This is a genomic window from Flavobacterium ustbae (assembly GCF_003946915.1).
Taxonomy (GTDB): domain Bacteria; phylum Bacteroidota; class Bacteroidia; order Flavobacteriales; family Flavobacteriaceae; genus Flavobacterium; species Flavobacterium ustbae.
This window is the reverse complement of sequence record NZ_RPOC01000013.1, coordinates 88,676-112,352: the sequence shown is the minus strand read 5'-3', so window position 1 is coordinate 112,352 and position 23,677 is coordinate 88,676. Positions and strand designations below refer to the sequence as shown.

15 protein-coding genes are annotated in these 23,677 nt (G+C 34.8%); 5 read left to right on the top strand and 10 right to left on the bottom strand.

Going from position 1 to position 23,677, the window contains the following annotated elements:
• The 3 genes from EG814_RS15835 to EG814_RS15825 form a co-directional block, all read left to right on the top strand.
• Window positions 1–4,267 (top strand): T9SS type B sorting domain-containing protein (locus tag EG814_RS15835; protein WP_125722870.1); only part of this gene is annotated, 4,267 nt, incomplete at its 5' end.
• 139 nt (window positions 4,268–4,406) lie between these two features.
• Window positions 4,407–5,324 carry a PorP/SprF family type IX secretion system membrane protein gene (locus EG814_RS15830; RefSeq protein ID WP_125722869.1) on the top strand — a complete coding sequence of 306 codons (918 nt, stop codon included), beginning with the start codon at window positions 4,407–4,409 and terminating at the stop codon, window positions 5,322–5,324.
• 11 nt (window positions 5,325–5,335) lie between these two features.
• Entirely contained in the window at window positions 5,336–7,279 is a 1,944-nt protein-coding gene (locus EG814_RS15825; protein ID WP_125722868.1) for an OmpA family protein, read from the top strand.
• A gap of 119 nt (window positions 7,280–7,398) precedes the next feature.
• Here the strand turns inward: EG814_RS15825 and EG814_RS15820 are convergent, their stop codons facing one another.
• The 6 genes from EG814_RS15820 to pyrR all read right to left on the bottom strand — a co-directional run bounded on the left by EG814_RS15820 (window position 7,399) and on the right by pyrR (window position 12,112).
• A complete protein-coding gene (locus EG814_RS15820) occupies window positions 7,399–7,905 on the bottom strand; it encodes a CAP domain-containing protein (protein WP_164515336.1) in 507 nt (168 codons plus the stop codon).
• A gap of 174 nt (window positions 7,906–8,079) precedes the next feature.
• Window positions 8,080–8,724 carry a pyridoxamine 5'-phosphate oxidase gene (gene pdxH / locus EG814_RS15815; protein WP_125722867.1) on the bottom strand — a complete coding sequence of 215 codons (645 nt, stop codon included), beginning with the start codon at window positions 8,722–8,724 and terminating at the stop codon, window positions 8,080–8,082.
• A gap of 299 nt (window positions 8,725–9,023) precedes the next feature.
• Entirely contained in the window at window positions 9,024–9,929 is a 906-nt protein-coding gene (locus EG814_RS15810; protein WP_125722866.1) for a ribonuclease Z, read from the bottom strand.
• A gap of 90 nt (window positions 9,930–10,019) precedes the next feature.
• Window positions 10,020–10,352 (bottom strand): ribonuclease Z, encoded by a 333-nt coding sequence (locus tag EG814_RS15805; RefSeq protein ID WP_125722865.1) that lies wholly within the window; start codon window positions 10,350–10,352, stop codon window positions 10,020–10,022.
• A gap of 137 nt (window positions 10,353–10,489) precedes the next feature.
• A complete protein-coding gene (locus EG814_RS15800; RefSeq protein ID WP_125722864.1) occupies window positions 10,490–11,416 on the bottom strand; it encodes an aspartate carbamoyltransferase catalytic subunit in 927 nt (308 codons plus the stop codon).
• A 156-nt stretch (window positions 11,417–11,572) separates the two neighbouring features.
• Window positions 11,573–12,112: a bifunctional pyr operon transcriptional regulator/uracil phosphoribosyltransferase PyrR gene (pyrR, locus tag EG814_RS15795; RefSeq protein ID WP_125722863.1), complete on the bottom strand. Its 540-nt coding sequence runs from the start codon at window positions 12,110–12,112 to the stop codon at window positions 11,573–11,575.
• A 190-nt stretch (window positions 12,113–12,302) separates the two neighbouring features.
• Here pyrR and EG814_RS15790 point away from each other — a divergent pair, with 190 nt between their 5' ends.
• Window positions 12,303–14,336, top strand: coding sequence for a TPR end-of-group domain-containing protein (locus EG814_RS15790; RefSeq protein ID WP_125722862.1), 2,034 nt, complete (start codon window positions 12,303–12,305; stop codon window positions 14,334–14,336).
• Between the two features lie 117 nt (window positions 14,337–14,453).
• A complete protein-coding gene (locus EG814_RS21050) occupies window positions 14,454–14,624 on the top strand; it encodes a hypothetical protein (protein WP_164515335.1) in 171 nt (56 codons plus the stop codon).
• A gap of 73 nt (window positions 14,625–14,697) precedes the next feature.
• Here the strand turns inward: EG814_RS21050 and EG814_RS15785 are convergent, their stop codons facing one another.
• The 4 genes from EG814_RS15785 to chiA form a co-directional block, all read right to left on the bottom strand.
• On the bottom strand, window positions 14,698–16,317 hold the full coding sequence (locus EG814_RS15785; protein WP_125722861.1) for an ABC-F family ATP-binding cassette domain-containing protein: 1,620 nt from the start codon (window positions 16,315–16,317) through the stop codon (window positions 14,698–14,700).
• Window positions 16,318–16,951: 634 nt separating this feature from the next.
• Complete coding sequence (locus EG814_RS15780) at window positions 16,952–17,722, bottom strand: TlpA family protein disulfide reductase (protein ID WP_125722860.1); 771 nt, start codon at window positions 17,720–17,722, stop codon at window positions 16,952–16,954.
• Window positions 17,723–17,787: 65 nt separating this feature from the next.
• Window positions 17,788–18,477 carry a DUF3592 domain-containing protein gene (locus EG814_RS15775; RefSeq protein ID WP_125722859.1) on the bottom strand — a complete coding sequence of 230 codons (690 nt, stop codon included), beginning with the start codon at window positions 18,475–18,477 and terminating at the stop codon, window positions 17,788–17,790.
• 246 nt (window positions 18,478–18,723) lie between these two features.
• Complete coding sequence (gene chiA, locus EG814_RS15770) at window positions 18,724–23,463, bottom strand: T9SS-translocated chitinase ChiA (protein ID WP_125722858.1); 4,740 nt, start codon at window positions 23,461–23,463, stop codon at window positions 18,724–18,726.
• Window positions 23,464–23,677 lie beyond the last annotated feature (214 nt).

Here is a 23,677-nt window from a genome sequence, read left to right as displayed (position 1 = left end):
AACTTGGACAACGGCTGCCGGAACTCTAGATGCCACTTTAGAATGCAGCGATGCCGAAGGCCTTGCTTTAGCGCAGGCTAAATTCCCAACCGCTTCTGACTTATGCGATGCGGATGTTTCTGACATCTCTAAAGTAAGCGGGCAGTTTGCAGCTTCTGAAGGATGCGGAAACGCGGGAACTTACACCAATACTTGGACTGTAAAAGACGACTGCGGAAATGTTTCTGAAACTTTCACCCAGATAATTACAATCCAAGATAATGCTGCTCCAACTTGGACAACGGCTGCCGGAACTCTAGATGCCACTTTAGAATGCAGCGATGCCGAAGGCCTTGCTTTAGCGCAGGCTAAATTCCCAACCGCTTCTGACTTATGCGATGCCGATGTTTCTGACATCTCTAAAGTAAGCGGACAATTTGCAGCTTCTGAAGAATGCGGAAACGCGGGAACTTACACCAACACTTGGACTGTAAAAGATGACTGCGGAAATGTTTCTGAAACTTTCACCCAGATAATCACAATTCAAGATAATGCTGCTCCAACTTGGACAACGGCTGCCGGAACTCTAGATGCAACTTTAGAATGCAGCGATGCTGAAGGCCTTGCTTTAGCCCAGGCTCAGTTTCCAACAGCCTCTGACTTATGCGATGCGGATGTTTCTGACATCTCTAAAGTAAGCGGACAGTTTGCAGCTTCTGAAGGGTGCGGAAACGCAGGAACTTACACCAACACTTGGACTGTAAAAGATGACTGCGGAAATGTTTCTGAAACTTTCACCCAGATAATCACAATCCAAGATAATACTGCTCCAATATTTACTGGAAATCTTCCTTTAGATATTGAAGTATCATGTGATGCTGTTCCTGAACCTGCAGAAATGACTGTTTCAGATAATTGTAGCGAAAACTTACCAATAGTATTCACTGAAGTAAAATCAGGTATCGAAAACAATTGTCCTACTAATTATACCTTAACTCGTACTTGGAAAATTAGTGACTGTGGTGGCAATACCACTACTCACATTCAGGTTATTACGGTTAGAGACAAAACGGCTCCAACTGGAACTGCTCCCGAAAGTGTAACCAACTTAGCGAGCATAGATTTAATACCTGCAGGAAATCCATCAGATATTAAAGATGCAACCGATAATTGCAGTTCGACTGTAAATATTACAGTTTCGGATACAAACAACGGAGGAAATGGTTGCGATGGAGAAGCATACATCTTAACAAGAACTTATACTTTAACTGACTGTGCTGGAAACAAAACCGAATTGGTTCAAACTTTTACAGTTGAAAGCAAAGTTACTGTTAGTGGAGTTCCTACAAACACTAGCTGTTTCGGAGGCACAGATGGAAGCATTGCTGTAACAAGCAGTCCTGGCTCTACCGTTGTAATTACAAATGAAAGAAATGAAGTTGTTGGCAATACCAATTTACCAGCTGGCACCTATACTATTACTGCAACAGCACCGGTAAATGGCGAAAACCAAATTTGTACTGCCACAGCGACTGTGATAATTGCACAGCCTGAATATACTGTGAAAATTTCTGGAAAAATTATTAATGTAGACACGAATACTCCTATTGCAAATGTACCAGTTACGTTAATCCCGCAAGGAACAACTACAGGACCAATACAAATGCGCATTACTGGTGCAGACGGAATGTATAGTTTCTCTGGAATGCCTGCAGGAGATTATTTAGTACAAGTGCAAGATGCTAATTTAAATAGCGCATATCAATTGTATCCTATTGACTCTAGCTTGTTCTTTACTACCCTTGAAGAATGTAAAATCCAGACTCATAATTTCGAATATGGAGCATCAAAACTTCCTGTTCTAGGAGATTATGTTTGGTATGATATTAATAGCAATGGTATTCAGGATGAATGGTATGATGCAAATAATGATGGAGTTGTCACTAAAAACATTCCAGATTCAAATGGAGCTATTGATTACAGCCTATGGGAATGGATTGATCTTAACGGAGACGGAAGTTATACTGGTCCTCAAAATAACGGAGAGTTAAATGCCGCAGGTTTTGGAAATGCATTAAGTGCCAATGTAATTATTGATGGTCCAAATGGATATCATGAAGAAGTGATCGTGGGTATCGAAGGCTTCTGGAGAGATCGTCCAGCTACAGCAAATCCTTACGGAGATTACACTATCAAATTGGTTCGAGATGCAAATTTTGATACCGTGGCTGCAAACTTAGGATTTACAGGTTTAGTAAAAGTACTTCCTTCTGTATCTGCTAAAAATATTACAGGCAAAACGAGCAAAGCACAATCGCATACCGTTTGCAGTACAACAACAGACAGCGGGTATATAGTAACAGTAACTCCAGAAGATCTGGTTCATTTAGATGCTGATTTCGGCGTAAGCTGCAAAGAATACAAAGATATAGTGGCTAATGATGATAGCGCTGGACCTATTGCAGGAGTCAATCACACTACAACTAATGTATTGAATGTATTAACAAACGATACCCTAGAAGGAAATCCTGTAACCGCATCTGATGTTATCATAACTACAGTTACACCGAATGAGTTTTTACAATTAAATGCTGACGGATCTGTTGATGTATTGCCAAATGCTCCAGTAGGCACATTAACAATGGTATACCAAATTTGCGAAGCCGACCAGACAGACAATTGCGATACTGCTACTGTAACCATTACAATAGAAGCTCCAGTAATGACCGTTACTGCAACATCGATATGTGTAAATGATGTTCCTTATATTGATTATGTTGTGACACCAGGAAATTTCACTCCTGTAAATGGCGTAACCATTGCTTGGGCAGACAGTAGTAACAATGTTGTAACTACAATGAATAATCTACCGCTAAGTGGCCGTGTATTATGGCCAGGCGCAGTAGTAGATGAGCAAGGAAAAGGAATTGACTGGCCAGGATGGATTTTTGAAAACAACAGATGGATTGAAGGCGCGGATGGATTTGAAAAATTACGTCCAACAGTTAATGTCACAATATCTGTAAATCCGAGCCAAACTATTACATTAAGCTATCCGCCGGCAGATCCTTATTGTACTGCAAGACCAACATTTGCAATTGTTGCCAATGACGATAATCCTGCGCCAATAATTGTTCCTACAGCACAAACTAACGTAGGTAATGTTTTAACTAATGATACCCTTAATGGTACTACTGTAAACATAAATGATGTTACATTGACAACAACTGTTCCTGATCCTACAGGATCAATAACAGTAAACGCTGACGGAACAATCAGTGTTGCAGCAAATACACCAGGCGGCACGTATACATTAACGTACCAAATTTGTGAAAAAGCCGATTTCGGAAACTGCGATACTGCTATAGTGACTGTTGTTATAATTGCTCCTGTTATTGCAAATGATGATACGTTTAGCAATATTGGATGTAACACTTTCGGGTTGGTCGGTAATGTATTAAACAATGATTTAAAAGGAACGCTTCCTGCAACATTAGAATTAGTAAACTTTACACTTCTTACCGAAGGAAATAATACTCAAGCAGATCCAAACATTACTATAGATGCTTCTGGAAATGTAAATGTAGGAAGTTTGACACCTGCTGGAACTTATACTTATAACTATACAATTTGTGATAAATCAAGTCCAGAAAATTGCGATTCTGCTACAATAACCATTACAGTAATTCCGAATGGTGTCGTAGAAGTAAGTGGTACAGCATGTAACGATGATTCAACATTGGTAAACTTAAGTGATCATCTTCCTGAAGGAACACCTACAACAGGAATTTGGCAGGATATAAACAACAGCAATGCAGTACAGGGAGGCATTCTTAACCCATTTGGTTTAGCATTAGGAAATTACATTTTTGAATATGTGATAGCCGATGAAAGATGCCCAAGAAGCATAGTCTTAAACATGGAAATCAATGATGACTGTAGAGTCTTAGCTTGTGGTAATGTAGTAGTTCATAACGCATTCACTCCAAATGGCGATAACCTAAATGATTTCTTCAAAATTGACAATATTGATGACATAACTTGTTATCCAGGCAATACTGTTGAAATATATAATCGCTGGGGAATTTTGGTTTTTGAAACTACAAATTACAATAACACAACAAATGCTTTTGATGGAACTTCAAGAGGAAGAACAACTGTTAAGCAATCTGACGGACTACCAACTGGAACTTATTTTTACATCATTAATTATAAATCTCTAGATGGAAACAACAATGTTCAAGAAAATAAATTAAACGGATATTTATATTTATCTAAAAACAATTAAATCACAATGTGCTGTAAAATACTCTTTTACAGCACATTAAAAAAAAATCCGATAATTTTTGATTAATTTTGAACAAGAACACATTGAAATTCAATGTTTTAAATAATCAATAGTAATTATTAAATTAATAAAATCTACTATGAGAACAAAATTATTTTCCTTCGTCATTTTGTTAGTTACATGTTCTGGCCTTGCACAGCAAGATGCACAGTATACGCAATACATGTACAATACAATAAATATAAATCCTGCGTATGCTGGTTCCCGTGGAGTATTAAGTGTATTTGGACTTTATCGTACACAGTGGGTTGGACTCGATGGTGCACCAGAGACCGCTAGTTTCTCTATCAATACACCTATAAATAATAGTAAATTAGGTGTAGGAGCATCGATCGTTAGCGACAAAATTGGTCCAACAAATGAGAACAATATTTCAGTCGATTTGTCTTATTCTATTCAGACATCGGCAGATTTCAAACTTTCATTTGGTATTAAAGGGACTGCAAATATCTTTAATTTAGATATAAACAAATTAAATCCTGCAGATCAGGGCGACCCTCTGTTTCAGGATTTAGATAGTAAATTCAGTCCAAATATCGGTGCGGGAGTTTATTGGCACTCCGATAAAGCATACATTGGTTTATCTATACCAAACTTTATTGAAACAAACCGATATGATGATAATGATGTTGCCATTTATAAAGAGAAAATCAACTATTATTTAATTGGAGGATATGTATTTAATCTTGATAAATACCAGTATGTAAAATTTAAACCCGCTATTTTAACCAAATTGGTTGAAGGAGCGCCGCTTCAAGTAGATATTTCTGCCAATTTTATGTTCTATGATAAATTTATGATTGGCGCCGCTTATAGATGGAGCTCTTCTGTAAGTGCGATGGCTGGATTTCAGATTACCGATGGCTTATATGTAGGTTACGGATACGATCGAGAAACCACCAAGTTAAACAATTATAATTCGGGATCTCACGAAATCTTCCTGCGTTATGAATTCTTCTCAAACAAAGGTAAAATGACAACTCCTCGTTTCTTCTAAAATAAGGTATCATGAAAAACTATACACTACTTTTCGTTTCAATTATAGGCGCTTTTTCATTTAGCTGTTATGGACAGCAGTCAAAAATAAATTCGGCGGATAAGAAATATGACAGTTATGCCTATATTGATGCCATCAAAACCTATGAAAAAATTGCTGATAAAGGCTACAAGTCAGAAGATATGTTTAAAAAACTGGGAAATGCCTATTATTTCAATTCGGATTTTCAAAATGCCGCAAAATGGTATGGCGAGTTATTTGTAATGAGTGCAAATGTAGAACCCGAATACTATTTTAGATACGCTCAGTCTCTAAAATCAACCGGAGAGATCGCCAAAGCAAATAAGCTACTAGAAGAATTTAGTGCCATATCTAAAAATGATAGTAGAGGAAAACTTTACAAAGAAGATATAAATTATCTAGACCAAATTAAAGCAAATTCTGGAAGGCACCAAATAGAAGACGCGGGCATAAATAGCAAATATTCCGATTACGGTTCGTTTGTTTACAATAACAAAATTTATTTTGCGTCGGCACGAGACACAGGAAACTTTGCAAAGCGCAAACACAAATGGACAGGAGAATATTTCACCAATATTTATAATGCCGATCTAGATCCTGCAACAGGAAGTACTACAAAAGTCAATAAATTTAAATCGGCTATTAATACCAAATTTCATGAATCTTCTCCAGTTTTTACTAAAGATGGAAAAACAGTTTATTTTACGAGAAACAATTACATCAACGGAAAAAAAGGTAAAGATGATAAGAAAATCACTTTAGTAAAACTCTATAAAGCTGAACTGGGAAATGACAATAAATGGACTAACATTGTCGAACTCCCTTTTAACAGCAATAATTACAGCACGGCGCATCCAGCTTTAAGCCCCGACGAAAAAACACTTTATTTTGCTTCAGATATGCCTGGATCTATCGGACAGTCAGATTTGTATAAAGTTAGCATCAATTCAAACGGAGGCTACAGCACACCCGAAAATCTTGGAAACACAATTAACACAGAAGGAAAAGAAACTTATCCCTATTTAACCAGCGAAAACGAGATTTACTTTTCATCAGATGGACATCCAGGTTTAGGAGGTTTGGACATTTTTGTTGGCAATATTGACAATAATGGAAAAATAAGCAATATCCAAAATGTGGGAGCCGACGTCAATTCTCCAAAAGATGATTTTGCCTATATTATTGATCCTGAAACTAGAAGAGGTTTTTTTACTTCTAACAAAGAAGGTGGTCAAGGTTCTGATGATATTTATAGATTCTTAGAAACTAGAAGGTTAAAATGCATTCAAGAATTGTACGGTACCATAACAGATGCAGAAACGGGTGTTGTGCTTACAGGGGCAAAAGTCACGCTTTCTGATGACCAAATGAATCTTAAAAATTCTGCTGTGGCAGATGCTTCAGGCAATTACAACTTTTCTGTCGAATGTGGCAAAACCTATTATGTAAGAGCCGAAAAACCAGAGTATACCACAAAAGAACTAAGTATTACCATCGATAAAACAAGCGGAAAAACCAGTCTTCCCATTGCGCTAGAAAAATCAACCTGCAAAGTTACCGTGGGCGATGATTTAGGAAAATGCTTTGGTATTAAAATGATTTATTTTGATTTGGATAAATCTAATATTAGAACCGAAGCAGCATTAGATCTTGAAAAAATACTTTCGGTGTTAAATGATTATCCAACCATGAAATTGGATATCCGTTCTCATACAGACAGTAGAGCATCACATCAGTATAATGAAGCCTTATCTGACCGTAGAGCTAAATCTACAATTCAGTGGCTAATTAATAACGGAATAGCTCCAAACCGATTAACTGGTAAAGGATATGGTGAAACCGAGCTTGTCAACAAATGTTCAGACGGAGTTCCATGTACCGAAGCAGAACATCAGGCCAATAGACGAAGCGAATTTATCATTACAGCATTATAATAAACTTAAACAACCAACCCAAAAAGCTGCCTATTAGGCGGCTTTTTTTAAACTTAAAAAGTCGTTGCAACTCTAAGAATTGCAACGACTTCTAAAAAACCAACCTGTTCAATATATTTTTATAGCTTCACAAATATGTTCGTATAATATTTTTTTCCAGAAGAAGGATCTGTTGTTACAGCTAATCCGAAATGGGTAAAATCACCTACAATATTTTCTTTGTGTCCTGGACTATCAAGCCAAGCTCTAAGAGCTGCCTCTGGAGTTTTATAATTATAGGCCACATTCTCTCCTACTTTTTTTGCTCCCAAAACACTAGTCATATTACTAGATCTAGCCGTAAAATCGTTGTGATTTACAACATTATTCTGAATCATATATTTATTATGTTCTTCACATTTAGAAGAAATATGATTAATTCTTTCCAAAGCATTTAAACCAATACTAACACGGTATTCGTTTATTAGCCTCATCGTTTCTGTTTCGGTATCGTTGTAAGTGTAGTTGGCAACAAGTGTTTCTGTTGGAGTAGTAGTATCCAAGCTTGCTTCGGCGGCATCAGCAGAACATGCGTTCATTGCGACCAAAATCGCAATGAACAACATGGTGCGCATAATCGTTTTCATAATCATCAGCATTTTAGCGGTTTAAAGTAAATGTTGGGGCAAATCCTTTAAATTTATCTTTGAATAAAATATCGTTTGCATTTTCTGTACCAAACGTATTTAATTTACCGTTAAACTACAAAATTAATCGATGAAATGCATTAAGTTTTTATTTAAAAATGTATTTTCTTACAACTAAGAAGATAAACGCTCAATTTTCCATGAAAAATCAGACTGGCTAGTATAACGAATTCTGTCATGAAGTCTATTTGGTCTTCCCTGCCAAAATTCAACTTGCAGTGGAGTCACAATATATCCTCCCCAATTTTCAGGTCTAGGAATTGGTTTTCCGTCAAATTCTGCTTCTAGTTTTTTTAAGTTTTCTTCCAAAAAAGTTCTGGACGGAATCACTTCGCTTTGATTCGAAACAATCGCTCCTAGCTTGCTCCCGTCTGGACGAGAATCAAAATAATTATCTGAAATAATCTCAGATGTTTTCTGAGCAATTCCTTTAATAATAACTTGACGTTCCGCTTCCTGCCAAAAAAATGACAAACAAATATTTGGATTAGCTTCTATTGCTTTTCCTTTTTCAGAATTATAATTGGTATAAAATATGAAACCTTCTTCTGAGAATTTTTTCAATAAAACCACACGAGATTTCGGAAAACCATCCAGTCCGATTGTCGAAACCGTCATGGCATTCACCTCCCCGCTTCCGCCAAAATCCTCCACTTCATGAAACCAGCGGTTAAACAGATTAATAGGATCTTCTGGAATATTAGTTTCTAATAATTCACTTTTCTCGTATGACTTTCTATAATTACTTAAATCATTCATAACTTTTGTTTTTTTTGTTTCAGGTTTCAGGTTTCATGTTTCATGTTTCAGATTTCATGTTTCAGGTTTTCGTTGTCATCCTGAGTGGAGTCAAAATGCTTCTGTTTCAAAGTTTTCAGATGAGGGCTTCTCCCAAAATTTCGGGACGCTCAGCCTTACAAAAAACCTTAGAAGCTTAGCAACTCAGAACCTTAGTACCTTTAAAATTAAAATAAAGGCTTCTCCCGAAGTTTCGGGACGCTCAGCCTGACAAAAAAACCTTAGTACCTTAGCAACTCAGAACCTTAGTACCTTTAAAATTAAAACTCAAACGAAACCCCATCATCTCCTAAAAGGACATTTGGAAAAACTTCTTCTGCCTCTTTTTTAAAACGTTCCAAGCCGTCGTAACGGGTTGAATAATGTCCTAAAATTAATTGTTTTACATTTGCTTTCAAAGCAATATTGGCCGCTTCTTTTGCCGTCGAATGCAGTGTTTTTTCTGCCAATCTCGCTTCAGATTCTAAAAAAGTCGATTCGTGATATAAAATATCTACATTTTGTATAACTGGAATTATCTCTTCATTATAAACCGTATCAGAACAGAAGGCATAACTTTTTGTTGGCGGCGGATCAAAAGTAAGTTTTTCATTTTCAACTACAGTTCCATCATCAAGCGTAATATCACTTCCGTTTTTAATTTTCTGGTAATAAGCTACATGAATATCATAGCGCTGAACTGCTTCAACGTTTAGTTTCCTTTCATCTGGTTTTTCCTGAAACAAAAAACCATTCGTATAAACGCGATGTTTTAACGGAATCGTTTTTACAATTACCTTTTTATCTTCAAAAATAACTTCACTTTCTTTAGATACTAATTCGTGGAAAAACAAAGAATAAGTAGTCCAAGATTCTGTCAATTTCAATTGAAGCAGAATCAATTCTTTTATTCCTTTTGGTCCGTAAATATGTAAGTCGGTTGTTCTTCCTAAAAGCGAAAAAGTAGAAATAGTCCCAATCAATCCAAACAAATGATCTCCGTGAAGATGCGAAATAAAAATGTGATTAATCTTAGAGAATTTAATCTTGTTCTTTCGAAGCTGAACTTGAGTTCCTTCGCCACAGTCAATTAAAAACAACCGGTTCTTAATCTCTAGAACCTGTGAAGTCGGATTAGTAAGTGTTCTGGGAGTTGCGGCATAACAGCCAAGTATAGTTAATTTCATTTTAGATTTATGATTTTAGATTTTAGAATGAGAAAAGTATTTTAGATTCAGCTTTAAAAAAATCTAAAATCTAAAATCAAAAATCTACAATCAGAAACCTAAGTCTCTTTCTATTTCTTCCATTTCGATAATATCGTGCGCTTCCAAAAGAGAAGGAACCACAGCCAATTTATCTGAAATAGCATTAAAATCAAGATCTGTTGCTACAATTACAAAAGATTTTTTTGATTTTTTATGAACTTTCGAAAGCGGTAAAAAAGCTTTTAAATCTTTTTCTGAAATATTAGAATCTGATGACAGATCGATTATAATATTTTGTTTTTCAAAGGTTTTAAATTGCTGCGTTATTTTTTCCAAGAAAGCATTTACATCTCCTTGAGTATCTTTAATAGTAACGGTATGTCCTTTTTGATCTACTTTCATTTTTAATTTATGGGGCTTATAATTTAGAGCTAAGGTACGAAGATTTTTTTAGTACTCAGTGTTCAGTTTTTTAGTGTTCAGTTTTGAATACGTAACCACAATGACCACTAAAAAACTGAACACTGAACACTCTAAACCTATTGAATCTTAGACGCCAATAAATAAATCACTGCCATTCTAATCGCCACACCATTTTCTACCTGATTTAAAATCACAGAATGATCAGAGTCAGCCACTTCAGAAGTAATTTCTACTCCTCTGTTGATTGGTCCTGGGTGCATGATTACGATTTCTTTTCCAAGAGAATCTAAAAGCGCTTTATCAACTCCGTATTGCTGAGCATATTCACGCGTTGACGGGAAGAAATTCACATCCATACGCTCGTTTTGTACACGAAGCATATTCGCAACGTCGCACCATTCTAAAGCTTTACGAAGATTTGGTTCAACCGTAACTCCCAAAGATTCAATATATCTCGGAATCAACGTTTTTGGTCCGCAAACTTTAACCTCTGCGCCTTGCATTTGCAAAGCATATATATTAGAAAGTGCTACTCTTGAATGCAAAATATCTCCAACAATTACCACTTTTTTTCCTGCAACATCGCCCAATTTTTCTCTGATTGAATAACTATCCAATAAAGCTTGTGTTGGGTGCTCGTGCGCTCCGTCTCCTGCGTTTACGATACTGGCTTTGACATTTTTAGATAAAAAATAAGCCGCTCCGGGATTGGAGTGGCGCATTACAACCATATCAACTTTCATAGAAAGGATATTATTTACAGTATCAATCAGGGTCTCTCCTTTTTTAACGGATGATTGAGCTGCAGAAAAACTGATAACATCAGCAGATAAACGTTTCTGCGCTAATTCGAAAGAGAGTTTAGTTCTTGTACTGTTTTCGAAAAAAATATTGGCAATCGTAATATCTCGTAATGAAGGAACTTTTTTAATTGGTCTATTAATGACTTCTTTAAAATGATCTGCCGTTTCAAAAATCAGGTTAATATCATTCTCGTTGATATATTTTATGCCTAATAAATGATTTACGCTTAATTCTTTCATCTTTATTGTTTAATTGTTTATTTGTTGAATCGTTTAATCGTTTGCTTTGCGATTAAACAGTTAAACGATTTAACGGTTAACCTATTTTTATAATTTTTAATTGAGTAATCGGAATGAATCGATTAAACAATTAACCGATTAAACGATTAACCAAATTTAATTTGTCACTAAGTGAACAACATCTTCCCCATCATTTTCCTGCCAGCTCACAATAACTTTTTCGCCATTAATGGCATCTACCTGACGGCCACGATAATCGGGCTGAATTGGCAAATGACGGCTGAAACGTCTGTCGATTAAAACTAACAATTCAATTTCTGAAGGTCTTCCGAAAGATTGAATCGCAGTTAAGGCAGAACGAATGCTTCGACCTGTAAACAAAACATCATCTATAAAAATGACTTTTTTGTCTTCTACTATAAAATTGATTTGAGTTTTATTGGCTTCGAGAGGTTTTTCAGTACGACGAAAATCATCTCTAAAAAAAGTGATATCCAGATAACCTAAAGAAATTTCAGGAACCTGATATTCGTTTTCTAATATTTGTTTTAAACGTTCAGCTAAAAAAACGCCTCTTGGCTGAATTCCCACTAAAATAGTATTTGAAAAATCAAGATGTTTTTCGATTAACTGACAAGCCAAACGATGAAGTATGATAGTAACTTCTTTTGAATTAAGTAATACTTTCTGGCTCATAATTAATTGTAATGATTGGTCGCGCAAATATACGGAATCTGATTTTATTTGTTGGGGTGTTGGGGTTGGAAATATATTTTTTAAATATTGCTATCAAATATTTAAAGAAATAAAATCTTACTTTTCAAAGAAATTTTGATTAAAATCATATTTTAGCAAAACCAAAACACTAATTAAGATATTTAAGTCTATGAATACAGCTACCATTGAAGATTTAGCATACTTGATAAATCAAGCGAAACAGGAAAACCTTCCTAAACCGATTGTCTTTTTGGGTGCTGGAGCTTCTAAATCAGGAGGAGTTCCTCTTGCTACAGAAATAACAAAGGATATATTAATTAAATATGCAGACAAGCCTAACATCAAAAATCTTGAAGAAAGCGACAAAACGTATCCGATTTTAATGTCTTGTCTTACTCCTTTTGAAAGAAACAAACTTTTAAAACAATATATTGAGGAGGCTAAGATAAATGTAACTCACATCTATTTAGCGCAATTAATAATCAATGGATACATTGATTATGTACTTACTGTAAATTTCGATAATTTAATGCTTAGAGCTTTAGCATTATTTAATGAATTCCCGCCAACTTATGACATGGCAATTCTAAAAGATTTAACAACAACAAGTTTCAAAGAAAAATCTGTCGTTTACTTACACGGTCAACATCATGGTTTATGGCTTCTTAACACAAAAGAAGAAATGGCAAAAGTTAATGAAATGATTCCTCCTATATTAAGCAGTATTAAAAATCAAAGAGCATGGGTATTTATTGGTTATAGTGGTGAAGATCCTATTTTTCATCATGTAACAAAATTAGGAAGATTCGATAATGGACTTTATTGGATTTCTTACAATCAAAATAATCCTTGTGACAGAGTTTGTTCAGAATTACTTGAAAAAGAAAATACAAATGCTTTTTTGATAAAAGGTTATGATTCAGATTCATTTATGTTACAACTTAATAGTGAATTAAAATTGCCTCAGCCAGCTATAATTGATACACCTTTTACCTCTTTAAGCCTTACTTTAGAAAACATTGTTGATATAGAAGACAAGGAACATTTTAAAGGTGTAAAAGAAAGACTAGAAATTGTTAAAAAAGATGTTCAATTAGCAATTCAACAATTTGAGAAAGGCGAAATGGTTGAAAATAAAGTTTTAAAAGAAAGCATTGACAAAAATCTTTTACACAAGGAGATTATTGATGAAATAATTAACAAAAATTTTAACGAAAGTAAAATCCAAAGTATAGAAAAGAAATATGAAAATTTGAACGATCCAGAAACTAACGAACTATTAGCCGAATACTATAGAAGATGGGCGGATGATGTGGGCCGAAAAGCTTTAGCTAAGAAGGATAAAGAATTATTTGTAGAAAGTTTTAAATTATACGAAAAAGCTTCAGTATTAGATACAAATAACTATAACACTTTTAACAATTGGGGTGCTAAATTATATGATTATGCTAATGTGCTTGAAGACGAACTAAAAGATAAATTTTACAATGATGCTATTAGTAAATGTAAAAAAGCAATTAATATTGGAGATGTAGAGGGACTTAGTTACCAAAATTGGGCATATATCCTTCGTGCACAAGCAATACTTAAAAAAGACGAAAAATTATATTTTCAAAGTATTGAAAAATTTAAATTAGCATTTGAAAAAAACGAGAATGATGATAAATGTTTATTCGTTTGGGCCAAAACATTAGGAGAAATTGCCAATCTAAAAGAAGACCGAAAATTATTAGAAGAAAGTACAGAAAAGTATAATAAAGCCACGGATCTAAATCCCTTTGACGAAAATATCTTTATAGAATGGGGTAATACAATTTCTAAATTTGCACAGAGTACTAAAGACCAAAAGCTTCACGAGGAAGCTTTTGAAAAATTTGCAACGGCAAAAAATATAAATCCAAAAAATTGTGAAGTTTTTTATGCTTGGGGCTCCAGTGTTGCTGAATATGCAAAACTACACAAAAAAACTGAAGCTTTTGAAGAAAGTCTTAAACTACTAAGCACAGCTGTTAACTTAGGAAGCAAAAATTATAATTTAGCCTGCTTGTATGCTGTTTTAGATGACAAAGTTAATTCGTTTGCTTTGCTTGAAAAGAGCCTAAAAGATAGAGAGGTACCTCTAAATCTTGTAATGAATGATAGTGACTGGGATTTACACAAAAATGATGATGATTTCAAGCAAATTATTTCAAGACATGAATAATTACAAAACCAACTTGTTATAATCAACTCCAAATCCTAAAACATTTCCAAAAAATTCTATAACACATTTTCTTGATTCTTGAAGTAATTTTAGTATTGAACTTAAAAACTCAAAATCATGCAAAATAAAATACTAAGATTGTTAATGGTATTTGTAATACTGTTTTCATTTACAAGCTGTGAATTAGTTGGAGACATTTTTCAAGCCGGAATGGGATTCGGAATCTTTATCGTAATCTTTGTTATTGCGATTATTATCTGGATTTTCGCAAGGTTTTTTAGAAAATAAAAGGAAAAAAAATCCCAAATTCTTTTTTTAATTGGAATTTGGGATTTTTAATATTGTAATTTGAATTTACAGATTAAAGATTGTACATCTTTTTTCTTTGTTCCTGAATCTTTTCATCATCAAGATATTCATCAAATGTCATGTAACGGTCGATAACGCCGTTTGGTGTCAATTCTACGATTCTGTTACCAACAGTTTGCGCAAACTCGTGGTCATGCGTTGTGAAGATTACAGAACCTTTAAAGTTTTTCAATGAGTTATTGAAAGCTGTAATAGACTCCAAATCTAAGTGATTTGTAGGCTCGTCTAGCATTAAAACATTTGCACGCTCCATCATCATTCTAGAAAGCATACAACGCACTTTTTCTCCTCCAGATAAAACTCTAGATGTTTTTAAAGCTTCTTCTCCAGAGAAAATCATTTTTCCTAAGAATCCTCTAATAAAAACCTCATCGCGCTCTTCTTCTGTTTTAGCGTACTGACGTAACCAGTCTACTAAAGTCAAATCATTTTCGAAATATTTGTGGTTTTCTGCTGGCAAATACGCTTGGTTTGTTGTAATTCCCCAGTCGAAAGTTCCAGCATCTGCTTTTTGTTCTCCGTTTAAGATTTCGTAGAAAGCTGTTGTAGCACGTGAATCTTTAGAGAAAAGAACGATTTTATCGCCTTTTGCCATATTCAAATCTACATCTTTGAATAATACTTCTCCATCTACAGAAGCAGCTAAGTTTTGTACATTCAAAATTTGATCTCCAGCTTCACGATCCTGATCGAAGATAATCGCAGGGTAACGACGGCTAGATGGTTTAATTTCTGAAATATTTAATTTTGAAATCATTTTTTTACGAGAAGTCGCCTGTTTCGATTTCGCCACGTTTGCACTAAAACGACGAATAAATTCTTCCAACTCTTGTTTCTTCTCTTCTGCTTTTTTGTTTTGCTGTGCACGCTGTTTCGCCGCTAATTGGCTAGACTCGTACCAGAATGTATAGTTTCCAGAATAATGATTGATTTTTCCGAAATCAATATCAGAAATATGTGTACAAACGGCATCTAAAAAGTGACGGTCGTGAGATACAACGATTACAGTGTTTTCGTAGTTTGCTAAGAAGTTTTCTAACCAAGCGATTGTCTCAAAATCCAAATCGTTGGTAGGCTCATCCATAATCAATACGTCAGGATTTCCGAAAAGTGCCTGCGCCAAAAGCACACGTACTTTCATTTTTCCTTCCATATCAGCCATTAAAGTATAATGATCTGCTTCTGTGATTCCTAAGTTTGATAACATCGAAGCCGCATCAGAATCGGCATTCCATCCGTTCATTTCTTCAAACTGCACTTGCAATTCTCCAATTCGGTCAGCATTGGCATCATTATAATCTAAATAAAGCTCATCCATTTCTTTTTTAACAGCATACAGCACTTTATTTCCCATTAAAACGGTTTCCAAAACGGTATGCTCGTCGAACATGTTGTGGTTCTGGTTTAAAACCGACATACGTTTTCCCGGTTCTAAATGGATATGCCCAGAAGTCGGGTCCATATCGCCCGAAATGATTTTAAGAAAAGTAGATTTTCCAGCACCATTGGCTCCAATAACTCCGTAAATGTTTCCATGAGTGAAAGTTGTATTTACTTCATCAAATAAAACTCTTTTACCAAATTGAACTGATAAATTATTGACTGTTAACATGAATGTCTTTTTAATTAATTTGGTGCAAAAGTAGTGAAAAAGGTTCTAAGTTGCAAAGATGCTAAGGTGCTAAGGTTTTTATTTTAACCATATAAGTAATATAAGTTCATTTTATATACTGTGTGTATTTTAACCATGCAAAGTTTTTTTTAAACCATATAAGTGATATAAGTTCATTTAATATACTTTGTGTATTTTAATCACGTAAAGTTTTTTTTGAACCATAATAAGTTCATTTAATATACTGTGTGTATTTTAATCGCGCAAAGTCGCAGAGACGCAAAGTTTTTTTTAAAACCATATAAGTTATGTAAGTTCATTTAACATACTTTGTGTTTTAATCGCGCAAAGTCGCAGAGACGCAAAGTTTTTTTTAAAACCATATAAGTTATGTAAGATATTTGAAGTGTTGTGCATAGACTATTAACCATAGTTTGTCATCCTGAGGAACGAAGGGGCTTCACAAGTAGCTCGACAATCAAAATCGCCAATCTTTGTAGAGTTTCTTATGGAGATCCTTCGTTCCTCAGCATGACAAAAAAGAGAAAACTTTGCGCCTCTGCTTCCGATAACTATCGGGATTGAGAGATTATTTCAACAGTAAGCTTAAAATATCTTATATCACTTATATGGTTTAAAAACGGCTTTCTTTTTCCAAAGCCACTTCTAGACTTTCGTAGTTATTTAAAACTTTGGCGATTTTGCCTTCTTTGTTGAGAATGAAATGTGTTGGAAAGGCATTCAGCTGTAATGTATTATTCATATATTCTTTCATGTTTGGAATAACAGAATAAGATAATGGTTTTCTAGCTAAAAAAACTTTTAATTGTTCTGGAGTATCTTCGGCAAGGCTTACAAAAAGAATATCTTTTTTGTCTTTGTATTTTGCAACCAATGCGTTTACGGCTGGAAATTCTTTGATGCAGGCGGCACAATGAATATACCAGCATTTTATAACGATAATTTTTCCTTTCATCGTTTCGTTTGAAACTTCATTTCCGTCTAAGTCTTTAAATGAAAATTGCGGAAAAGGTTTTCCTTCCATTTCGTAGTTTTTCAAAGCATCAAAAGCTTCTTGACTAATGGTTGCTTTGATACTGGTATCTGATTTTGGCTGAATTTTAAATAGTTTATAGTCGTAAATCGAATCTGCAGACTCCAATCGGATTGGAATAAAATTTTCGTTTACTAGAAGATTAAAAAAAACTTCTTTTGAAATTTCTTTTGATTCAGCATCTAAAGCTGTAAAATCCCTGGAAAGCATTAGCCTTTTATTATAAGCGGACCAGCTTTCATAAGTTTTCTGAATTTGAACGGGATCTACTTCTGGATTTCCGAATTTAGTTTGACTTATACAATTTGCAAAAACTAAAAAGAAAACTAAAAAATTGATTGACTTTTTCATTAACTGAAATAAAATAAATGAACGGCAAAATTACTTAAAAGTTTAATCTTTTTGTGCTGTTGAAATTAACTATTCATTTTAGGCAGAAAAGAAATGTCCATATAATATTTTTTTGGATTTGCAGGATCAATCAGCACTTTTATCTCTTCTGATAAAATGAAATCTGTTGGATTAAACCAAATATCTTCACTCTGAAACAAATGCATTTCGTTAGTTGCTGGATTGAGCCATTGACTATAAATAACATATGGACTTCTTCCGTTTACTTTATAATTGTAATTAATATTTACATTATCAAATTTGGATATAATAGATCTTCCGTTGAATTTTAAATCGTCTATTTTCTTTTCTTTCATTTTACCAAATAGAATAATCAAAAAACCTATTAAAAAGAAAACAGTACCTAAAATTCCTAAAATTAATGGTGCAAGCCATAGAGAAGCAAATCCGTTAATATCGGCATCGTAAGGGTCTGCTGGATCGTAAAAAATCTCTACACTTTCACCTTCGTGATAACTTGGCGGATTACTGCTTACTGAGGAAGTAAATTCTATCTGTTTTCCTTCTTTTGTTGTATAAGAGACAACTGGTTTATAAGTTGTCGAATTATCGGATCTTGAAGGTATCAATGCTGTAACAGTGCCCTGAACTTTTACTGCTCGATTTAAAAATGCCTGTTTGCTTTGGTAAAAGTAAAAAGCTCCAGCCAGTAACGCTAGGCCTATAATCAGAAATACGTATTTTATTATTTTCATCCTTCTATGTTATTAATCGAAGTAAAAATATTAAAATAGATCATACAAAGAGTTATGATTTTGTTTTTAATCCATAAAAAAACCTGGCAGTAAAACTACCAGGTTTATAATGCATTGCTCTAGGCAAAAACCAAATAACAAATTACCTAAAGCCGCATTTATTCGAAATAAAAAAAGTTAAAAAATAAATAACCAAACTCAATTTTAACCGTCCCATCTTTTTATTTCTAAATTTTCAATCCTATTTTAGTTTAAAAAGTTCATTACTTTCAATGATTTTTTGTTTCCTGCTTTGTCAGTTACAATCACAATAAACACTTGTTTGCTTGTAAAACTTTGACTGTTAAGTAAGATCTCTTTATTGTTTTGAAGATTTCTCTGACTTACAACATTCTGTCCAATTGTGTTAAACACGTCAACCTGAGCAATATCTTCCGAATCATTTGCTACAGATAAAGTATTGTTTTTAAAATAAGCTAATGTTGCATTATTTGTAGCTGAAATATCCTCAACCGCTAATGTTTTAGCAGTTACTGATTGTGATGCGAAATATGCAGCGTACGCTTTAGACAATTCAGATGAATTACCGCAAGAAGAAGCATCCCAGTTTACAGACCAAGTCATTAAACCTCTTAAAGAAGGATATGGTCCGCCTGGCTGCATGGTGTATGTTCTTCCAGAAAAAGTAGTTCCATTTCTTAAATAATCCATAGCATTAATTCCTTCTGTTGGCGTTAAATAACCGCTACCTGCTGCACTTGGACAAGCTGGCAATGCGATAAGAACTTTTGAGGCCGGTAAACCATCAAAATGCATTCCTGTAGAAGCAATATTATATCCTTTTATGATCATATCTGTTAGAGCAGTTACCATGTTTGATTTCTTAGCTGTACCATAATATTGTCCATCTAATCCGTTTTCTCCTCCAGTATTATACAATTGCACTGCTAACAAATCCAATTCATTACGTAGGTTTTGAATAATTGGCAAGAAAGAACCAAAAGTATCTGTATAAGTAGTATATCCTCCTTGTACATATTGTGTTTCTGGAGCTGCCGTTAATAAAAACCCAGGACCATAGTACGCTTTTAATTCTTTGAAAGCATCTACTACGTTTTTTAATCTTGGATAAGCAGAAATACCCGCATAAGAAATATCTCTTAAGTTTCCAGCGCTAAAATTCATTGATCCACCTTCGAAATCAATATCAACTCCATCAAACTGATACTCGTCGATAATTGCTTTTAGACCATTAACAAAAATATTTTTCTGAGTTACATTTTCTAAAACAACATGACCATTTTGACCTCCAATAGAAACAATAACGGGAACACCGCTATCTCTTAGGGATTTTATATCATTCTTTAATAATTGTTTATTGAAAACACCATTAGTTAAATATCTCGCATCATTTGTAGTTAATATTGGTGTGTAACCATCGCGATTAACAGTTTCTACGAAAGCATAATCTACTACGTTAAATTTGCTTCCTACCATTTGAGAAAAATATAAAAATGGCGCAGCAGTATTTTCCCAAGAATGCGCGTATCCTAAAATAACTTTAGATGGAAGCGGAATAAATCTATTAGTGCTTACTTGAGCGATTTTAATCGTATTGTTTAATGTAGTTATACCAGATTTATTATCGGTTGCTTTAATAACAATTGGATAATCCTGATAAGCAGATGGCGTAAAATTATACGTATAAGTATTATTTGTACCAGCAGTCATATTAAATGTACCTCCATTTATAGTAATAGTAACACCGGAAACTGATCCGTCGCTATCAACAGCTGTAACTGAAATTGGCACAGCTTGGAAAGAATTTTGGTATATCGTAGTATTCGATGGTGAATTCCAAGTAATTACTGGCAATGAATTAGGACAGTTTGCACCTGAACAATTTAATGTAAAACTATATGTTTTTGAATCTGTTGTTCCGTTTGATGCTGTTGCCGTAACCGTTAACGTATGAGAAAGTGAAAATTGATTTGCCACTGGCGTCCAAACCGATGTATAAGTACCAGAAGAATTAGTAGCGCTCAAATTTTGTCCATCTAAACTAAACACGACAGATGAGATTGTAGTAGCATCAGCAGCACTTAATCCAACACTTGCAACAAAATTAATTGACGATCCTAAATTTATAGCAATCGCCGATGCTGTTGGTGCTGTAATAGCAACCACTGGCTTAGTTTCTACAACCGCTTGTCTGTTAAAATTATAAACCGTTGGCGTTGTCGGCACGGCAAAATTGGCTAAATTATTTGGATAATAAGTCAGTTCCCCATTCTGCCATGAATTCAGTTTTAAACTTAGAATCTGAGTATATCCTGCTACAACAGAGTTATCAAAAGTATAATTTCCTGATGCATCCGTTGTTGCCAGAACACTTTTCCAGTTGTGTGTATTATCTGTCCAAGGCAATACAATTTCTACTTTAGCATTAGCTACTGGAGTTGAGCCATTTTTAACTGTTCCGCTAATTAGGTTTGTCGCTGCAGCTAATGCCACTCTAGCTGTTGAAGTTGTATTAAAATTGTAAACCGTTGGAGTTGACGGAACAGGAAAATTTGCCAAATTGTTTGGGTAATAGTTTACCTCTCCGTTTGACCAAGTATTTAATTTCAAACTTGTAATAGTGGTATAACCGTCTGTAACAGAATTATCAAAACTGTATTTTCCTTGTGCATCTGTTGTTGCAATAACGCTTTTCCAGTTGTGTGCATTATCTGTCCAAGGCAAAACCAATTCTACTTTTGCACCCGCAACAGGAGTTGATCCGTTTTTAACTGTTCCGCTAATTTTGCTTGAAGTCGAAACAACATTTTGCGTAAAGTTTAATGTTTTGTTGGCATTCAAATTAGAATAAACAGTTGACGCTGGAGTAAAAGTCTGTCCTGTCAAAGCCGCTGTTACCGTATAATTTCCTCCAGAAGGCAAACTAAGCGAATAAGAACCACTTGTGTTAGTAACCGCTGTATAATTTCCTCCTGTAGAAGAAGCGGTAACTGTTACGCCAGAAACTGGAGTCGATCCGTTTAAAACTGTTCCGCTTACGGTGTAATTTACAACTACTGGACCTTGAGTAAAATTCAATGTTTTATTGCTGTCAATTGCATTGTAAACTGTTGATGCTGGCGTATAAGAGAATCCAGATTTTGAAGCAGAAACCGTAAAGTTTAAACCTGCTGTTAAACCTGCAACGCTGTAAACTCCGCTAGCATTTGAAACCGCTGTCAAAGTTGTACTTCCAGAAACTGCCGAAACTGTTACGCCAGAAACTGGTGTTGTTCCGTTAAGAACTGTCCCGCTTATGGTATACAAAGGCTGAGAACCTTGAATGGTTACTCCTGTTTGATTAACCGTTACGTTTGTTAAACTAACTGGTATAAAAGTATAAGAAGCTTTTGCAGCTGTTAGCGAATAATTTTGTCCTGAAGTTAGGCTGTTGAATGTAAAGTTTCCTGTTTGAGAAACTATTGTTTGAATAACCGCGTTAGAAGCATTTCTTAATTCTACAGTAACATCTGTAACCAAGTTTGCTCCATTTTTTACAGAACCAGCAATACTCACAGTTCCTGGAACAACGCTTCCGAAAGAAGCATCAACTTGGTTTAATAAGGAGTTTGGAATTGAACCTCTCGTATCTTGAGATAATTCCCAAATCATACCTCCGGCTAGGTTTCTAGATTTAATGTATTGTACTTTTAAATCCATTGACTGTTTATCTTCATACGAGATAAATTCCTTTGTAGTAGCATTATATAAGTACGGAACTTTTGTAGTATTATCAAAATAACGAACCCATCCTGCAGAAGCTGCAGACGGAGTTACCATCATCGTATTTGGATCTAAATAAGCATGTGAGTTAGTAACTGGATTTCCGACTAAATCGCAAATTTCGATACTTCCTGATTTTTCACATGCTCCTGCACCATCCCATGTTCCTGTTGGATTTTGCGGATTTGTACATCCTGGAACTATATATCTTGGTGCTGCAACAAATAATCCGTTTGTTGAATTTGCAGCAACGTTATCGAATTTTTTTCCGTAGAAAGGTAATCCCATGATTAATTTATTCGCAGGAAAACCAATTACGTTCAAATATTGATTGGTTAATTCGTCTAATGATTCCGATTGTGTTGCACCATACAATGGATCATTTGGGTTTCCGCTTGAATATAATGGAGCATTGTAGCACGTTTTGTCATACCAGTTTCCTCCAAAATCATATCCGAAATAAGTAATATAATCGCAATAAGTCGAAATGTCTTCGCTCATGCCATATTGTGCTCTGTTGTTTGGCCCTAAATACTGTTTAGAAACATTTCTCACATTGTTTCCTGCAGCAATAGTTACCAATTTATTTGGCATTGCCTGACGCATCGCTTTTAATAGAAGCACTAAATTTTTATTATCGTCAGGGCTGTATTTTTGCGGAGGCACTGGCGCACCATTCACAATTTCTGTACCGTCAGTTCCGCCTGAAAGAGGATATTCCCAATCAATATCGAAACCATCAATAAACGGATATGTTGTGATGAAGTTTGCCATATCTGCAGCCAAAGCGGCTCTAGCCACCGGACTGGCAGCAATTGGAGAAAGATCCTGGCCTTTTGTCCAGCCTCCAACCGAAATTAAGATTTTTAAATGAGGATACTTTTGTTTTAGTTTCATCAAATCGTAAAAATTTCCTTTAACTGGAGCATCCCAAGGAATTCCGCCTTCCATATGCTCAAAGTCAGCATAGGTATCCAAACACTTTAATTTTGTATTCTCTGGATGGGCAGGATCATAAGTTGTCCCATAAAAAGAATAATTTAAATGCGTAATCTTACTTCCATCAATTTTCGGAACATTAAAGTCTCGAGCGTAGATAGACCATTGCGCATAATACCCCACTACTTTTTTTCCGTGAGCCGGCTGGGCTAACACAAGTAAGGGAAACAACAACAAAAAGAGTAATCTGTAATAATGTTTCATAGTTAATAAATATTGGTTAATAGAAAAATAAGTACGTGGACCATAACTGCTCTTCAACAGTTAGGTTTCGCTCAACTGCAGGTTGGAAGGCTGCTGTCGATTGGAAATAAACTTAAATTACATTCTATAGATAAATATTACTATTTCTGATTCATACATAATCATTAGCAAATAGCAGTGACTGATATTTATTTATAATTTTTAAAAAATTAAT

Coding starts and splice junctions, on each gene's coding strand:
- EG814_RS15830 (WP_125722869.1), top strand. CDS start 4,407: ATGAGAACAAAATTATTTTCCTTCGTCATTTTGTTAGTTACATGTTCT.
- EG814_RS15825 (WP_125722868.1), top strand. CDS start 5,336: ATGAAAAACTATACACTACTTTTCGTTTCAATTATAGGCGCTTTTTCA.
- EG814_RS15820 (WP_164515336.1), bottom strand. CDS start 7,905: ATGAAAACGATTATGCGCACCATGTTGTTCATTGCGATTTTGGTCGCA.
- pdxH (WP_125722867.1), bottom strand. CDS start 8,724: ATGAATGATTTAAGTAATTATAGAAAGTCATACGAGAAAAGTGAATTA.
- EG814_RS15810 (WP_125722866.1), bottom strand. CDS start 9,929: ATGAAATTAACTATACTTGGCTGTTATGCCGCAACTCCCAGAACACTT.
- EG814_RS15805 (WP_125722865.1), bottom strand. CDS start 10,352: ATGAAAGTAGATCAAAAAGGACATACCGTTACTATTAAAGATACTCAA.
- EG814_RS15800 (WP_125722864.1), bottom strand. CDS start 11,416: ATGAAAGAATTAAGCGTAAATCATTTATTAGGCATAAAATATATCAAC.
- pyrR (WP_125722863.1), bottom strand. CDS start 12,112: ATGAGCCAGAAAGTATTACTTAATTCAAAAGAAGTTACTATCATACTT.
- EG814_RS15790 (WP_125722862.1), top strand. CDS start 12,303: ATGAATACAGCTACCATTGAAGATTTAGCATACTTGATAAATCAAGCG.
- EG814_RS21050 (WP_164515335.1), top strand. CDS start 14,454: ATGCAAAATAAAATACTAAGATTGTTAATGGTATTTGTAATACTGTTT.
- EG814_RS15785 (WP_125722861.1), bottom strand. CDS start 16,317: ATGTTAACAGTCAATAATTTATCAGTTCAATTTGGTAAAAGAGTTTTA.
- EG814_RS15780 (WP_125722860.1), bottom strand. CDS start 17,722: ATGAAAAAGTCAATCAATTTTTTAGTTTTCTTTTTAGTTTTTGCAAAT.
- EG814_RS15775 (WP_125722859.1), bottom strand. CDS start 18,477: ATGAAAATAATAAAATACGTATTTCTGATTATAGGCCTAGCGTTACTG.
- chiA (WP_125722858.1), bottom strand. CDS start 23,463: ATGAAACATTATTACAGATTACTCTTTTTGTTGTTGTTTCCCTTACTT.